At 69.0% G+C, this 14817-nt stretch carries 17 protein-coding genes; all 17 read left to right on the forward strand.

The window, feature by feature from the left end:
• The first annotated feature begins 355 nt into the window (after window positions 1-355).
• The 17 genes from ACIF80_RS30715 (at window position 356) to ACIF80_RS30795 (ending at window position 14817) form a co-directional block, all read left to right on the forward strand.
• On the forward strand, window positions 356-631 hold the full coding sequence (locus ACIF80_RS30715) for a hypothetical protein (RefSeq protein ID WP_399810551.1): 276 nt from the start codon (window positions 356-358) through the stop codon (window positions 629-631).
• A 101-nt stretch (window positions 632-732) separates the two neighbouring features.
• A complete protein-coding gene (locus ACIF80_RS30720; protein ID WP_399810553.1) occupies window positions 733-1170 on the forward strand; it encodes a hypothetical protein in 438 nt (145 codons plus the stop codon).
• A gap of 325 nt (window positions 1171-1495) precedes the next feature.
• Window positions 1496-1765, forward strand: coding sequence for a hypothetical protein (locus tag ACIF80_RS30725; protein WP_399810555.1), 270 nt, complete (start codon window positions 1496-1498; stop codon window positions 1763-1765).
• 191 nt (window positions 1766-1956) lie between these two features.
• On the forward strand, window positions 1957-2730 hold the full coding sequence (locus ACIF80_RS30730) for a hypothetical protein (protein ID WP_399810556.1): 774 nt from the start codon (window positions 1957-1959) through the stop codon (window positions 2728-2730).
• A gap of 644 nt (window positions 2731-3374) precedes the next feature.
• Complete coding sequence (locus ACIF80_RS30735; RefSeq protein WP_399810558.1) at window positions 3375-3758, forward strand: hypothetical protein; 384 nt, start codon at window positions 3375-3377, stop codon at window positions 3756-3758.
• Window positions 3755-4552: a DUF317 domain-containing protein gene (locus ACIF80_RS30740; protein ID WP_399810560.1), complete on the forward strand. Its 798-nt coding sequence runs from the start codon at window positions 3755-3757 to the stop codon at window positions 4550-4552. The genes ACIF80_RS30735 and ACIF80_RS30740 overlap by 4 nt, the downstream gene beginning before the upstream one ends.
• A gap of 29 nt (window positions 4553-4581) precedes the next feature.
• Window positions 4582-4938, forward strand: a complete 357-nt coding sequence (locus ACIF80_RS30745) for a hypothetical protein (RefSeq protein ID WP_399810561.1) — start codon at window positions 4582-4584, stop codon at window positions 4936-4938.
• Window positions 4929-5753, forward strand: a complete 825-nt coding sequence (locus ACIF80_RS30750) for a DUF317 domain-containing protein (RefSeq protein WP_399810563.1) — start codon at window positions 4929-4931, stop codon at window positions 5751-5753. Before ACIF80_RS30745 ends, ACIF80_RS30750 begins: the two co-directional genes overlap by 10 nt.
• Before the next feature lie 226 nt (window positions 5754-5979).
• The gene (locus ACIF80_RS30755; RefSeq protein WP_399810564.1) at window positions 5980-6384 is read left to right on the forward strand and encodes a hypothetical protein; all 405 of its coding nucleotides are present in this window, start codon (window positions 5980-5982) and stop codon (window positions 6382-6384) included.
• Complete coding sequence (locus ACIF80_RS30760; RefSeq protein ID WP_399810565.1) at window positions 6381-7151, forward strand: DUF317 domain-containing protein; 771 nt, start codon at window positions 6381-6383, stop codon at window positions 7149-7151. The genes ACIF80_RS30755 and ACIF80_RS30760 overlap by 4 nt, the downstream gene beginning before the upstream one ends.
• A 34-nt stretch (window positions 7152-7185) precedes the next feature.
• A complete protein-coding gene (locus tag ACIF80_RS30765) occupies window positions 7186-8976 on the forward strand; it encodes a type IV secretory system conjugative DNA transfer family protein (protein WP_399810567.1) in 1791 nt (596 codons plus the stop codon).
• 55 nt (window positions 8977-9031) lie between these two features.
• Window positions 9032-9631, forward strand: a complete 600-nt coding sequence (locus ACIF80_RS30770; RefSeq protein ID WP_399810569.1) for a hypothetical protein — start codon at window positions 9032-9034, stop codon at window positions 9629-9631.
• A gap of 27 nt (window positions 9632-9658) precedes the next feature.
• A complete protein-coding gene (locus ACIF80_RS30775; protein ID WP_399810571.1) occupies window positions 9659-10492 on the forward strand; it encodes a hypothetical protein in 834 nt (277 codons plus the stop codon).
• A complete protein-coding gene (locus ACIF80_RS30780) occupies window positions 10489-11232 on the forward strand; it encodes a DUF317 domain-containing protein (RefSeq protein ID WP_399810572.1) in 744 nt (247 codons plus the stop codon). Before ACIF80_RS30775 ends, ACIF80_RS30780 begins: the two co-directional genes overlap by 4 nt.
• A gap of 311 nt (window positions 11233-11543) precedes the next feature.
• A complete protein-coding gene (locus tag ACIF80_RS30785) occupies window positions 11544-12413 on the forward strand; it encodes a hypothetical protein (RefSeq protein ID WP_399810574.1) in 870 nt (289 codons plus the stop codon).
• On the forward strand, window positions 12413-13687 hold the full coding sequence (locus ACIF80_RS30790; protein ID WP_399810839.1) for a DNA cytosine methyltransferase: 1275 nt from the start codon (window positions 12413-12415) through the stop codon (window positions 13685-13687). The genes ACIF80_RS30785 and ACIF80_RS30790 overlap by 1 nt, the downstream gene beginning before the upstream one ends.
• The gene (locus tag ACIF80_RS30795; protein ID WP_399810576.1) at window positions 13687-14817 is read left to right on the forward strand and encodes a DnaB-like helicase N-terminal domain-containing protein; all 1131 of its coding nucleotides are present in this window, start codon (window positions 13687-13689) and stop codon (window positions 14815-14817) included. The genes ACIF80_RS30790 and ACIF80_RS30795 overlap by 1 nt, the downstream gene beginning before the upstream one ends.

Genomic DNA, 14817 nt, shown 5'->3' on the forward strand with positions numbered 1-14817 from the left:
GACTCGACCGGCACGCACCCGCCGACCGGCCAGAAGAATCCTCTGTTGCCCTGGCCGCCTGATCAACCCCCGAAGGATTTCCGGAGCCGACCACTAAGCCAGCGCATCTTCGCCCATCGAACGAGTTCAGCAACCTCCTCACGGGTCAGCTCGTGGTCGTCCTAGTTCGGGAAGATGCCCTCGCAGCCGGAGGCATGGCTGATCACCCGCTGATTGTTGGTGCAGCTGGCCATCCAGGACCCTGTCCTGGCCACAACCGGCCGTCCGGCGCCCCATGCCAGCAACCGATCAGCTGTCCCCTCAGGAAAGGAACATTCTCCTGCGTCTCATAGCCCGCCCCACCCATTCGAGTAAAGTGCAGATAAGCACCGACTGCTGGAAGGCGTCGCGCGACGCAGACACGAAGTCCAAGGAAGAGTGGCTCGCCGCCCGCCGCGCCAAGGAGCAGCAGGCCGCCTCCGAGTGGGCCGAGCGCTTCGACATGCCGCCGTTGGAGGGCCCGGAGAAGGCCCGCACGATCATCCGGGCCGGCTGGTGGATCGACCAACGTGATACAGACGGCGCTGACCTGCTCGAACTCCTCGAAGCAGCCACCGATGACGACTGCGGAACCGAAAACCCTTTCCGCTGAAAGCAACCGGACCATAGCCGGGGAGTGCCGGTTAGCCAAACCGGCGATCCTGCAGACCATTGATCCTCCCACCGCCACTCGCCCCGCGTGGAAGGACCCGAATGCTCCCGCCATCCTGGACGCCTTCGAACACCCCGCTGCCCGCACCAACACCAGACCCATTCACCCCTGCTCGGGACATCACCCACGCCCACTTCCGGGCTGGAGACCACGTCGTAGTTCTGAAGGGTGCTTTCAGCGGGGAACTTTGGGGAGACTCCATGCACATCGTGGCGCCCTCCTGGCACACCCCGACGGATGAGAACGGCTGGCGGCTGCGCGATTCCACCGGTGGACAGCAGTCGTACATCACCGCCCACCCGCAGTACCTGGTCCACCTCTCTCGCCGGTGCCCCGACTGCCTGCTCCACCTGCGTGCCGTGGAGGACTACCTCCTGCCGAGGTTCACCAGGGACCGGGAGATCGTCGACTGCGGCTGGTACACCACCACCGTCCTCGGCCAGCTCGTGCACGTCAACGATGCCCGGAGCGGCCAGTGAGCCTCCCTCGCCACCGGCCCGGCCGCGTCCTGGCCCTCGCACGCTCCCGGGCCCGGGCCATCCTGAATCCCGCAGACCGTGACTGGCCCGCCCAGCTCGCTGCCAACCTGCGCGAACTCGTCGCTGACTGGAAGGAACCGGCGGAGGTCTGCGCGGATGCCGCCTGGGCGGCTCGTGCCGCCGGGCGCGGCGTCCTCTCCCTCCCACGCCCCCGGCACCGAAACCGACACGATCACCGCCGAGGCCGGCCGCATCGAGACGGACCTGCGGCTCGCTCCCACGCATCACCCCATATGGCACCGGTGCGAGCCCATTGGCTCCCCTCATGTCGGTCCCGGGCCAACTCGCTGACGAATACTCCGGCCCACTGACCGCCGTGCGCAGGCTCGTCGAGCACACCGCCTACCGCCTCGCACTGCTGCCGGGCCTCGCCGGGCAGGACACCGCACACCATCTGGAGTTGATCGCCCGCCGCCTCCATGGCGTGCAGCAGGACCTCAACACGGGCTACCGCTCATCTCAACGGCAGGTCGGCCAGCCGGGTGTTGCGGCCTTACCGCCGACCGTACGCCACACCACCCGACCCTCACCGTAGGAGCCTTCCTCTTTACCCCTCACCGACCGGCACGCGCCGCACACGGGTCGCAGCGTGTGCACCGAGCAGGTCCGCGACACCGAACGCGAAGCCTCGGCCGTGTGCGCAATCCCTCCCCCACTCCCTGCGCCGCCCCTCCCCCGGCCTCCACCAGTCCGCGCCGCTGACCCTCCCGCCTGCGTAAGGAAGACATGCACGACTACCACAAGCCCGGCCGCCTCGCGTCCTTCGCCGATCTCCTGGCCGGGGAACTGCCCGGCGCCTGGGGCAGCATCTACCACCCGCCGGATCACACAAACGACCTCGCCGAACTGAGCGACCGCGTCTGGGATATGGACCTCGTCGCCGAGTCCCTGACCACGCACCCGTTGAAACACGGAGCCGTTCTCACACGGGAGGATGGTGCCCAGCTCATCGTCCTCGACCGGCACGACGAACGGGACGGCTTCCTCATCGCCGCCGTCGCCCCTCGTAACATCCCGGCAGAGGCGTTTCGCGGACTGCGTGAGCCGGACGGCATCGCCTTGAACGACGATCCGTTCCTCAGCGCCGGGTCCGTCGCGCGCGACCTGCTGGCCCGCTACGACGCCTCGCTCGCCCAGGTCCGCAACAACGCCGCCGACACTCAGGAAGCAACCGCTGAGGTGCGTCCGTCCCAGCCGGACCGGGTCGTCCTCGCCTGGCAGGCCGACGGAAGCCTCGCCGCCGCCGGTGTCACCGCATCAGCCGCCGATGTGTTGCTCGCCAACGGCTTCATCCACGACGAACAGAGCGGCATCTACCGGCTGAGCAGTAACGACAGTGCCGCCCTGGCCTGTGCCGTGCACCAGACTGCCATCCAGCTCGACGCACGAGGCATCACCGCCGCAGTCCAGCACCAAGCAGACCGGTCCACGCCTACAGCCACCGCACCAGCAGCCGCCTTCCCACCCCGGACCCGCACTGCCAGCGCACGGACACGATGAGCCGGGACGAGCCCGACTTCTTGGTGATGGACTACATCACCATCACGCGCGACATACGCACCGGTTAGTCGACGCGCTCGGCGAAGACGACTGGGCTGCAGCGTCCTTCAGACGGCCGGCGGATTCGCGGACGTCTCCGGCGCACGCGGGGACTGCCCTCGTCCGCCGCACGACCTGCCCGTCCAGTAGAGGCGCCCCAGCACCGCGGCAGCTCACGTCCTGTTTGAGGCCGGCTCCACGGTCAACATCCGCCCCGACCTCTTCGACGAGGACGCCTGTCAGCAGACCGTGCACGAGGTCTGCGCCCGCCAGGCCCATACTGCCGCGGTCGGCCCAGCGTCCCGCGCAGGCTCCGCCACCACCGCAACGTTCCGGCGTCCCCCGTGGCCCGACCCGGCCCCGACACCTTCTTCGGGGCCCGGAAAGCACCACGACCGGAAAACCCGTAGTGCCCCGCACAGTCCTGCCGATCTCCCGGCACCTCAAGCCCTGACTGGTGACCGTCCGGTTCCGCCGCTACCTGCGCGCATTATCGCCACCGGTCCCGACCAGGACGCTCCGAAGGCCGGTGTGCGATACGCCGCCCTCGATGAAGCGCGGCGCATCGCACACCGCCACTGACCTCATGTCCGCTCCGGAGGACTATGCCCCACAGCACCTCTGACCAGGCCAAGCTGGCCGACGAGATCACCCGCCAACTCGGCCACCTCACCAGTACTCTCGTGCAGCTCCCCGCCCACCAAGCCACACAGCTCATCGCACGCGTCCTGGACCCCATGGACGGAATCCTCAGCGGCTTCGCCCACCTCGTGGCCACCGGCAGCCGCTTCGCCAAGAACGAAGCCGAACGCGGCGCGTTGCCGGCAGAAGTGTGGCTAGCCCTCGGCCGGGCCGCGAACGAACTCAATGCCATCGGCGTGGACCTCGAAGAACACGCCGACACTCTCCAGCGCTTCAGCGCCCGTCCGGCCGCCACTGCGGCAAAGCCCCTGGTTGCCACTCCGCTCGTCATACGGCGGCGCCGATGAAACGAAACCAGCGGCGAGACTGGAGAGCGGGCGAACAAGCCGAGCAGCACTACCTCGTAGAGCCGCGCTCGCTGGCCGGCGGCGGCGACGTCCGCCACATCTTCGAATACCTGCGCGCCTGCGGATGGCAGGACAAGTCCAAGCGCAGCGGGCCGCTTGCCTTCGTCAGCCCCGACCGCAGCATCCGCGTCGGATACGACCCCTTCGTCCAGCCGGGCGGATGGACGATTCACAGCAAGGCTGGCGCGCACCAGGACGAATGGATTGCGATGCTCGGCCGACAGGCACCGGTGGAGATCGTCGCCGGACTTACCGACGCCCTCGCTCGCCCCCGCTCCGCACACGCCCCCGATGTGTGGGCCCCGCTGCAGGAGCAGCGTTGGGAGACCAGGCGGCCCTCCGGGCAGTTCAACGCCAGGAGCCCGGAGGGCACGGCGTGGATGCAGTTCTACGAGGACCCATCCGGTCAGGCCATGTGGTGGTCCGGAGCCAACGACCAGCAGGGCAACGGATGGACGGCGGTCTTCACCGCCTCCACGCCCATGCACGTCGTCCAAGCCTTCTCCACCGCCCTGGCCAGCCCCGAACCCGTGATGCGACCGCGGGGACGCGTGCCACACAGCTCGAAAATCCGTACCACCTCCGTCTCGGTCTTCCCCTCCCAGCTGAGTGCCTGGCAGCAAACCCGCATCCAGGCCGCCCGCACCGCCACCTGGGCCCGCTGGGCAGCCAACCGGCCCCGCACCGCCACCCGCCCCGCCGCCGGCAGTCACCACGTCCGCGCTCGCCGCTGACCGGGCCGAACCTTCCCTCAAGGAGCCCCGTGTCCGAACTGGCCCCCAACGACATCCACCACGCCACCGAGACCCTGTCCCGGCTCACCGAATACCTGCGCGGCGCACCCGACCCCGGCGATGCGCTCGCTCTGGTCGAGCCCCTGCTGGACGAGTACACCGGCATCCCCGTCCAGTTCGGCGACAGCCTGCGCGCCCTCGCCCGCGTGGTGCTCGACCACCCGGACACCGCCCGCACCCCCGGTCTGCGTCTGCTGGCCACCGAGCTGCGCGCGGCGACATGGGAGCAGACCGACCAGCACGCTCTGCACTACGTCATGGACGAACTACGCACCCTGCTCGCGAACGGCTCCCCGGACACCCCGGAGTGCTCCCGGTGCCGGTGAACGAACGGCAGCTCGCCGAGTACGAGCGCAAGCACGCCGGCCAGATCCCGTTCGACACAAGCCCCCGCCATCTTGCCGGGCCTGGCGACGCCCGTCATGTCACCCACGGCCTCGCCGCCGCCGGATGGTCCCGCATCTCCGATCCCTTGAGCCCGCAGATGGTGCTGACCAGCCCCGACCACCGTCGCCGCCTGCAGTTCACTCCGGAGTCGGGGCACCTGTTCGCTTGGTGGCAGCTGGCGAGCGAGCCCACTGGCACTGAGCCGTACTGGTGGGCCGGCTTCGGCGAACTCGTCCCCGCCGAGGTCCTGGCCGGAGTGACCGATGCCGTCATCGCCCCGCCGCCGGCAAGGCAGCCGGACCCGTGGCAGGCAGTTTCCTCAGCGGGATGGGTCCGTACCGACGAACACACGGCGCATTCCGCGGATGGGATGTGCTCCATCGAACTGCATCCGCTCGCATTCCGCGACGCGCCGTCCTGGCACATCGAAACGCACGAGACCGGCTTCGACGGCCATCCTGGCCGCCCCATCTGGCACGCCCGGTTCCATGAACACACCCCCGTCCATCTGGTGAACGCGTTCGTCACCGCACTTGCCGACAGCAGTCCTCTTCAACGCGGGATGTACGACCGCGCCGCGCACTACAGCGCCGTTCAGGAGCCGAGCCCGCTCACTCCGAAGCAGGTGGTCGCCGCACACATCACTCGGCTCGATGCCCTTCGCGCCCAGGCACGCACCGCCCGCCGCAAGCAACAACCGGCTACTTCCAAGGCTTCCACGCCGCCGAGGGCGACCGCATCCGTGCGGCGCTGACCCGACCGTTCCGCCTCTCCGCCCCTCCGCCTGACGACCGCTAGGACCCGCCATTTCCCTCACCCCCTCCGCCCATCGCAAGTCGCTACGTCATCTCGACGGCTTCCTCAAGGACAGCGAGGGCATCCTCAGCTCCTGGAACGCGTACTCCGACGAGCACACCGACCTCGACGGCTGGCCCTATGACGAAAGCGCCTACGGCCGTCGGGCCAGTATCCGCGACGCCATGACCGCCGAGGCATTCGAGACAGTCCGCAACGGCGAGCATCGCCTCCTGGCCACCGCCCGGGCTCAGCTTGGGCAACTGCCCGCCGACGCGGTGCAGAGCCGCTGGGTCTGGCAGCTGGACGTCCTGCAGGACGCCCTGGAACGTCTCGATGCCCTGGACAAAGAGTGGCGGGAGACCCGCGACAGCCTCCCCGCCGACGCCCGCCTTGGCTCTCCGGTCTTCGATGACGCCCTCGCCGAGCACCACGCCGAATGCTGGAGCTGCCTCGACGACTGGGCCACCCATGGCCAGGCCCTCGCCGAGATCCACTCAGCAGCCCGGTACGCCCCCTCCCCTTTGGCTCCATCACCCTCCACGACCGCCGCTCTTCCCACGTCACGGGCCACCAAGGTGCGCCGATGAACGCGAACGAGGCCCCCGCAACCGTCGGGATCGACCTCGTCTCCCCGCCCTATCCGGCCAGCAGTGGCGACCCCGCATGGGTGACCGTGCCCCTGCACCGCGCCTGCGGCTGGAGCTACGGTCACGACCCTCTGATGCCCCGGGTCCTTCTGTCCAGCCCCGACCAGAAGGCTCTTTTGCGGCTTGAACCAGCCGAGGACGGGCCGTGGTGGACCCTGCAGCACGCCCGCGGTACTGCCCAGCCGAACTGGTACGCCGGCTTCGGCGCCCGCACCCCTGTCGAGATCATCGCAACGTTTACCGACGCTCTCACCGACCCCGCCAAACCGGTGGGGGCCGACCCGTTCGAGCCCTTGCGCCAGGCCGGATGGCACTCGCCCAGCGTCGACGACGTCCTCGTCTCGCCCGACGGCATCGTCAGGGTCGACCGGCCCACGTACGGCGGCAGCAATGCCTGGACGATCAGAACAGGACTCGCCTGGCAGCCCGCCATCTGGCGAGCAGACCTGGACGGCAACACGCCCATCCACCTCATCACGGCACTGACCAGTGCACTCGCCAGCGACGGCCCCCTCATCCGCGCACCCGGCCGCGTACCGCACCTGGCCCGCGCCCAGATGACCGTAAAGAGCCACAGCGTCCCCGCCGAGAGCTTGGCATCCGCGCTGGAGGACCGGGTTCGCGCGCTCTCCGCCCGACGTTCCATCACACCGATGCCCACGCCGACGCCACGACGCCCTCCGGCCGGCCCAAACCGCACTCGCTGAACCCCACAGCCCTCTCACCCGGAAGCACACACTCTTGCCCTCTGCCCCCAACTCCTCCACCGACGGGTACGACCTCGCCTTCCGCCTCTTCCTCGGAGTGCTCGGCATCGTCATACCCCTGTCGCACCTCGCCTGGCTGTCCGGCAACGCCACCGCCTGGCTGACCGGACACGGCTGGGCTTCCTACCAGCCGACCACCGCTCTCCTGCACCCCGACCGGCTCTGGCCGCAGGCCGGGGAGACGTCTCTGCTGATCGGAGCGCGCATCGTCCCGATCGCGGCCCTGCTCGCGCTCGGCGCCGTGGTCGGCGTCCTGTGGTCCCGTCATAAGGGCGGAAGCGGCGGCCGTAAGAAGAAGATCGCCGGCATGGCCAAGCCGAGGGACATCGAGCCCTTGATGGCCAAGGCGATCACCGCGAAGGCACGCTCCCTGCGACCGAGCCTGAAGACGGCCAAGCACATCGCAGCGAAGGACACCGGCATCCTCCTCGGCAACCTCCAGGGCACGCGGCACGAGGTGCGCATGGGCTACGAGGACGTCGCCGTCGCGATCATGGCGCCGCGATCCGGCAAGACCACATCCCTGGCGATTCCATCGATCCTCGCCGCTCCTGGCCCCGTCCTGCTCACCTCCAACAAGGCCGCCGGAGACGCGTTCACCGCGACCATCGACGCACGGTCGGCAGTCGGACGGACGTGGTCGATGGACCCGCAGCAGATCGCGCACGCCTCCCGCGAGATGTGGTGGAACCCGCTCGCCGACGCCAAGACCCTCGACGGCGCCGGCCGGTTAGCCGGCCACTTCCTCGCCGCCAGCGTGGACGCGAGCCAGCAGGGTGACTTCTGGTCGAAGGCCGGATCCAACATCCTGTCCCAGCTCTTCCTCGCCGCAGCCCTCGACGACCGGCCCATCACCGACGTCATGCAGTGGCTGGCCTTCCCCGCCGACCGCACCCCGCTGGACATCCTGCGCGACCACGACCTCGCCGCCGTCGCCGCGCAACTCAAGGGCACCGTGGAAGGCCCGCCCGAGACCCGCGACGGCATCTACGAGACGGCCCGCCAGTACGCCGCCGCCCTGCTGAACTCCGAGATCGCCGCCTGGGTCACCCCGCAGAAGAACATCCCGGAGTTCCGTCCGTCGCAGTTCGTCACCTCCACCGACACGCTCTACCTGTTGTCGAAGGACGGCGGAGGCGGTGCTTCGGCGCTGATCGCGGCGTGCGCGGACTCCGTGATGCGAGCGGCGACCGCCCAGGCCGAGCGTGCCAGCGGTCGGCTCGACCCGCCGATGCTCGCGATCCTCGACGAGGCCGCCAACGTCTGCAAGATCAGTGACCTGCCGGACCTGTACTCCCACCTCGGCAGCCGCGGCATCATCCCGATCACGATCCTGCAGTCCTACCGCCAGGGCCAGAAGGTCTGGGGCGACGCAGGCATGGACGCCATGTGGTCCGCCTCCACCGTGAAGGTCATCGGCTCCGGTATCGACGATCCCGACTTCGCCGACAAGCTGTCCCGGCTGATCGGCGACCACGACGTGGAGACCACCTCCACCTCCCGCTCCGAGTCCGGCAAGTCGACCTCCGTTTCGATGCGGCAGGAGCGGATCCTACCGGCCGACGCGATCCGCGCCCTGCCCAAGGGCACCGCACTCTGTTTCGCCACCGGTATGCGGGCCGCCATGCTCGACCTGCGCCCCTGGTACCTCGAACCCGGCGCTGCCAACCTCTCCGCAGCCTCCGCCCACGCGTCGAAGGCGATCACCACTCGCGCCGTCGCCAAGCACGCCCCCCAGCAGAGCGAGTACGGCACGACCATCTAGCAGGGCCGAGGCAGACCTCCGTCTCGCTCACCGCCCCTGAACCTCCCGGAGCCTCATGGCCCTCACCGACCACAACGATGTCTTCATCGGCTCGACCGGCGACGGATGGACCTTCGTCGTCCTCAACCGGTCAATCCGCAACGCCGGCCACATTCTGACCGGGGCGGGATTCACCGCACGCAAGCGCCAGGATCGCACCCTCTGTCTCCTGCCGCCGGAGACCGCCGAAGACGCGCACGAGCGCGCCGACGCGGCGGCCTACGGATTGATGACCCACACGCATGACCTCGTCGACCTCGCCTGGACCACGCGCCAGAACAGGACCGGCGCACCGCCCCGGCCCGATGTGATCTTCCGCTTCGTCGACGGCGTCGTCACCGCGACCGCCACCCCGGACACGGCAGGAACCGTCCTCGTCCAGCACGGCTTCACGTCTGCGGGAGCTCCAGGACAGTACGAGTTGCCTCCCAGATGCGGCAAACGCGAGGTACTGGGCGCCGTGGTGAGCGCCGAGGCCCATCTCTACACCCATGGCCTGAGCGTGCGCGTCGACCTCGGCATCGCCACCGTGCAGAACATCCCACCGGCACGCACCCGCCCTGGTGCCGCACCCGAGTCGCCGTCCGCTTCCCAGGCCAAGCGGCGAAGCCGCTGACCAACAGTCCGCCGCACCTGGAGCATCATGCGTCAAGTCGACCTGTCAGCCGAGGTCGCCCGACTACGGGAACTCGGCAGCGATTTCGAGGACCTGCACAGCGAAGTCCGTTCCCTCACCCTGACCCCCGGCACCGACGCCCGGCAACAGATCACGTCGAAAATCATGGTTATCAACGAGCTGGTTCGACGCGCCCTGGAGCATCTTGACGTGCTCGACGGCAGTCAGTACACCACGGTGCCCGGCAGCCGCCCTTCCCTGGAAGCACTGGCCGCCATCGTTTCCACCGCAAGTTTCGCCGCCTCCGACCTGGCCAGTGCACTGTTCTCCAATCCCCTGGAAGCCGCCGCGTCCCCCGGCCCACCAGCCGATGAAAGGGCAGTACGCAAGGCACGGCACGCAAAGGCAATGCCCGTTATGCCGAAGCATCTGGCGGACGCTGCCCGTCAGCTCAACCTCACCTACACCGGCTGTCATTACCTCGCCAACGGCATCAACGGCGACGTGAAACGGCACTCCAAACGGCAGCGGGCCCCCACGGAGCCGAGCATCTCGGACAGCCAGTACGACACCCTCCTTCGACTGTCCCAAGGGGGCGGCAGTCTCTACGACATGAGGTACGGCGTCAGCAAAGCCGTCGATCAGAACGGGAAGACCGTAAACCTCGCCACGCTGAACGCCCTGACCAAGCGAGGACTCGTCCAGGTCGACACCTCCACATCCCTGTTCCAGGGCCAGCTCCTCGACGTCACCGCCGATGGCCAGCGGGCCCTCGCCCAGCACAAGCCCGGCACAACACCCGCCCGGTCAGTGGCCAAGGCACCTGCTTCGGCGAAGCCAGCCACGAGACGCACCCGATGACCGACTTCGCCCCCACGGACCGGGTCCTCATCTCCCCGCGCCACCTGGCTGGCGGAGGACTGGACCGGCTCGGTGATGCCCTCGGTCCCCTGATCCACCTGTACTCCTGGACGCACAACCACGACGCGACCACCGGACACGTCGCCCTGGACAGCCCCTGTCACAGCCTCTTCGTCGACTTCGATCCGGCGAACCGGCACGGCAACTGGTGGCGGATCAGCCACCACGAGCCCTACTGGGAAGCCCGGTTCAGCCGGCAGACGCCGATCGAGGCCATCGCCGCCTTCGCCCAGGCACTGCCACAGTTCCTGGGCGATACGCGGCACGCCGGACGGATCCCGGTCACGACCAGCACTCTCGTGCAGACAGCAGACCTCAACAACTGGACGATGGCGGCCGAGGGAGAGGCCACCGTGTTCACCTCCGCCGACGGGCACTGCGCCCTCACCCACGAGCTGAACGCCGACACCCGCTGGCACATTCAGCACTCTCTGCTCGACGGCGTCGACACCGACTGGGCCGCCTCTTTCACCCGCGCCACCCCCGTGCGCCTGGTAAGCCAGTTCTTCACCCACCTGGCCAGCACCGCATCGGTCCAGCGCACCTTCGGTGACCTCCCGCATCTCGTGCAGCACTCCAGTGAAGCGGTGATCGCTCCCGTCCGCAACGCGGCGGTGAACCCGCGCGTCCAGCACGCCCTGGCCCAGCCTGGCCGTACCCACGCCGCCAAGCGACGGTGACGCCTGATTTACGCACCGCCACAGGGGCAAGCTGCCCTGGGCCGTACCCGTGGCAGCACCGTTCAGGCTGCCACCCGCCTTCTCCAGCGCATCCCCGCCGTGTACGCGGAAGCCGATCGCCGCCCCGCCTCCCCCGGTAACCACCAAGCCCAAGCAGTCACCGGCGGCCAGCAGCACCCCTACTCGTAGGCGGCACAGGCCCCCGCCTACCGCCAGAGACGCATCCACCACCTCTCATACCAGGATTACCCATTTCCACACCTCCCGCTTTTCGCGCCATATCCCTGGGCGCTGGGGTTCAGTCCAGCGCCATGCTCGCACTTTCAGCCGAAGGTCTCCTCCCCAAGGTCGATTACGCCATCTTCGCCGATACTGGCTGGGAACCCCGAGCGGTCTATGCCCACCTCGACCACATCGAGAAAAAGATCGCAACCCCAGCAGGAATACCCGTCCTCCGGGTCTCCTCCGGAAACATCCGCCAAGACGCACTGGACCCGGAACACCGTTTCGCCTCCATGCCGCTCTACATCCTGAACCAAGACGGCAAACAGGGCATGACCAGGCGTCAGTGCACAGGCGAGTACAAGATCAAACCGATCAAGAGGAAGGTCCGCGAACTCCTCGGCTACCCATACCCGCAGCGTATTCCGAAGGGTGTTTTCGTCGAGCAGTGGGTGGGCATCTCCACGGACGAATTCCATCGCGCCAAGGATGCCGATGTCCGCTACATGCACAACCGGCACCCGCTGATCGATCTGGGCTGGTCGCGCTCCGACTGCATCCGCTATCTCACATCACTAGGTCTCGCGGACACGCCGAAATCAAGTTGCCTGGGATGCCCTTTCCACGGAAACGCGCAGTGGCGGCACATCCGTGACACCAGCCCCGACGAATGGCAGGACGTCGTAGCATTCGACGCCGCCATCCGAAAGGGAAATGCTCGCGCGAACGCGAACGGGAACCATCTGCTGGGGCAGGCGTTCCTGCACCGCTCCCGGGTGCCGCTCAGCGAGGCGCCGATCGACCACGTCACCGCCGCTGAGTGGGCGGCCCGCCAGGACGAGCTGACCGATGCGCCGGACGCGGAGGAGCTGGAGCAGGGTGTGGTGGACGGCTGCTCCCCGTGGGCCTGCCGTGGCAGCGCCAAACCTGTACAGGACGACTTCGGACTGGTCTCTTGATCGTTCTGGATCTGTTTGCGGGTCCGGGCGGCTGGAGCCATGCCCTGTCCGTCCTCGGTGTCCGCGACATCGGCCTGGAGTGGGATCCCTGGGCATGCAAGACCCGTGCTCGTGCCGGTCAGTTGACGCTGCGCACCGATGTGGCGCTGTATCCGACGTGGCCCTGGGTCGGCCGGACCCGAGGGTTGATCGCGAGTCCGCCGTGCCAGGCATGGTCGATGGCCGGCAAGCGCCTAGGCCTGGTCGACCAGCCGCTGGTGCACCAGGCGGTCGCGGACCTCGCCGCCGGACGGGATACCCGGGAGAAGCTGCTGGCCGCCTGCCGGGATGAGCGCAGTCTGCTGGCCGCCGAACCGATGCGCTACCTCCACGCCCTGAACGCGTCCGGCGAGCCGGAGTGGGTGGCTATGGAGGAGGTCCCCGATGTCCTGCCCCTGTGGCGGCAGTACGCGGCCATTCTTCGGCGCTGGGGCTTCTCGGTGTGGACCGGCATCCTCAATGCCGCCGACTACGGCGTCCCCCAGACGAGACGGCGGGCGATCCTCCTCGCCTCCCGTGTCCGTGCGGCCCATCCGCCCGCGCCCACCCACGCCCGCCTCGCCGAGCCCGAGTCGCTGTTCGGGCCGGGCCGCGCCCGGTGGGTCAGCATGGCCGAGGCCCTCGGCTGGGGCGCCACCGAGCGCCCCGTCCCCACCGTGTGCGCCGGCGGCGGACCGGGCGGCGGCCCCGAGCCCTTCCCCTCCGGCTCGCGCCAGAGTCTCGCCACCGCCCGGGAACAAGGTCTGTGGCGCCCGCAGACGGCTTCCACGGAGGTGGTGCTCGAACCGCAGACCCGCGGAGCGGGCTGGACCGCGCGGCACGGCACCCGATCGGCCACCCCCGAGGGAAGCCCGGCGCCCACGTTCACCAGCAAGACCACCCACTGGAAGTGGGCACTGCGCAGCAACAACCAGGCCAACGCCACTGTCCGGCCGCTGGACGAGCCCGCCGGGACCCTGTTCTTCGGGCACCGCGCGAACGAGTGCACCTGGGTCGCCGAGCCCGTCGGCATCCCGTCCGAGGACAAGCGTCCGGCGGCCCCTGAGCCGATCCGGATCACCGCCCGGGAGGCCGGAGTCCTGCAGACCTTCCCCGCCGACTACCCCTGGCAAGGAAACAAGGGCCAGCAGTTCTCCCAGATCGGCAACGCCGTGCCCCCGCTGCTCGCCGCCCACCTTCTCGCGCCGCACCTGCGAGTGCCCCTCAACCCCGACGACTTCACCCTCGCCGTCTGATGCTCCCCGACCACGCTCCCGACCAGGACGCCGTCCTCGACATGCTGCCTGAACAGCGGCCGGTGTACTACGCCGAGCAGGCCCTCCTCGGTGCTCTCCTCCTTGAGCCCCACCGCCTCGCCGACATCACCGGCGTCGAACCCGACTCCTTCTCCCACCACGCCCACGGCGCCCTGTTCGCCGCGATCCGCGCCCTGCCGGCCCCCGACCCCGGCCGGCACGCCGAGGACGCCAGCTGGCTGACCGCGGTCCTGACCACCGCCCGAAAGCACACCCGCGGGCTAACCGCCTCCTACCTGCACACGCTGGTCCAGATCTGCCCATGGCCCAAGCACGCGCCCGCCTACGCACGGATGGTCGAAACCGATCACGCCCGCCGCACCCTGCGCTTGCATGCCCACCGCCTCATACAGTCCGCGACAGACGCCACGCTCCCCCAGCCCGTCTCCGCGGCCCTCGCCAAAGCAGATGCTCTCGCCCGCTGCGCCGACGACCTCGCGGCCCGCTTTCGGGCGCACCCCGGTTCCCTGCCCCGCACGCTGGCGCCACCACCCGGCGACACGCTCAGCGGGCACGACGAGGAAGCGCTCGACGAGGAGCGGTCACTGCTGGCGACCGCGATCGCGCACCCCGCGGAGACCGAGCAGATGCGCTGGCTGACCGCCCAGGACATCACCCACCCGCTTCACGCCGGACTGTGGCAGTGCCTGACCGCCCTGACCCGGCGCGGCGCTCCCGTCGACCCCGTCACCGTCCTATGGGAGGCCCAGCACAAGGGCCTGCTCACCGCGGAGATCACGCCCCTGGAGCTGCTCAACCTCCTCAGCACGCCGCCCGGCGGCTCGCCCCACTACTGGGGCGAACGCATCCTCAAGCGCGCCGTCCTCACGACCGCACATCACGTAGGCACACGCATCGCAGCGTTCACCAACGATCCAGCGACCACCCCGTACCAGCTCGTCGTCGGCAGCCGCCGCGCACTGGCAGACCTCACCTCGCTGCGCAGCCGATGGGAGCGGGCCAACCATCCCACGCCACCAACCACGCCCGCCCACTCCCGAACCTCACCCCCGCCACGGGCAGGCCCACCGCCGGTGACGACCCCGCCCTTTCCTCGCATCTCCCGCTGA

It is taken from the genome of Streptomyces sp. NPDC085927, assembly GCF_044540975.1.
Taxonomy (GTDB): domain Bacteria; phylum Actinomycetota; class Actinomycetes; order Streptomycetales; family Streptomycetaceae; genus Streptomyces; species Streptomyces hirsutus.

Bases quoted from the DNA above. Each gene is read 5' to 3' on its own strand.
- ACIF80_RS30735 (WP_399810558.1), top strand. From the start codon at position 3,375: ATGCCCCACAGCACCTCTGACCAGGCCAAGCTGGCCGACGAGATCACC.
- ACIF80_RS30720 (WP_399810553.1), top strand. From the start codon at position 733: ATGCTCCCGCCATCCTGGACGCCTTCGAACACCCCGCTGCCCGCACCA.
- ACIF80_RS30775 (WP_399810571.1), top strand. From the start codon at position 9,659: ATGCGTCAAGTCGACCTGTCAGCCGAGGTCGCCCGACTACGGGAACTC.
- ACIF80_RS30725 (WP_399810555.1), top strand. From the start codon at position 1,496: ATGTCGGTCCCGGGCCAACTCGCTGACGAATACTCCGGCCCACTGACC.
- ACIF80_RS30795 (WP_399810576.1), top strand. From the start codon at position 13,687: ATGCTCCCCGACCACGCTCCCGACCAGGACGCCGTCCTCGACATGCTG.
- ACIF80_RS30730 (WP_399810556.1), top strand. From the start codon at position 1,957: ATGCACGACTACCACAAGCCCGGCCGCCTCGCGTCCTTCGCCGATCTC.
- ACIF80_RS30785 (WP_399810574.1), top strand. From the start codon at position 11,544: ATGCTCGCACTTTCAGCCGAAGGTCTCCTCCCCAAGGTCGATTACGCC.
- ACIF80_RS30740 (WP_399810560.1), top strand. From the start codon at position 3,755: ATGAAACGAAACCAGCGGCGAGACTGGAGAGCGGGCGAACAAGCCGAG.
- ACIF80_RS30755 (WP_399810564.1), top strand. From the start codon at position 5,980: ATGACCGCCGAGGCATTCGAGACAGTCCGCAACGGCGAGCATCGCCTC.
- ACIF80_RS30760 (WP_399810565.1), top strand. From the start codon at position 6,381: ATGAACGCGAACGAGGCCCCCGCAACCGTCGGGATCGACCTCGTCTCC.
- ACIF80_RS30780 (WP_399810572.1), top strand. From the start codon at position 10,489: ATGACCGACTTCGCCCCCACGGACCGGGTCCTCATCTCCCCGCGCCAC.
- ACIF80_RS30770 (WP_399810569.1), top strand. From the start codon at position 9,032: ATGGCCCTCACCGACCACAACGATGTCTTCATCGGCTCGACCGGCGAC.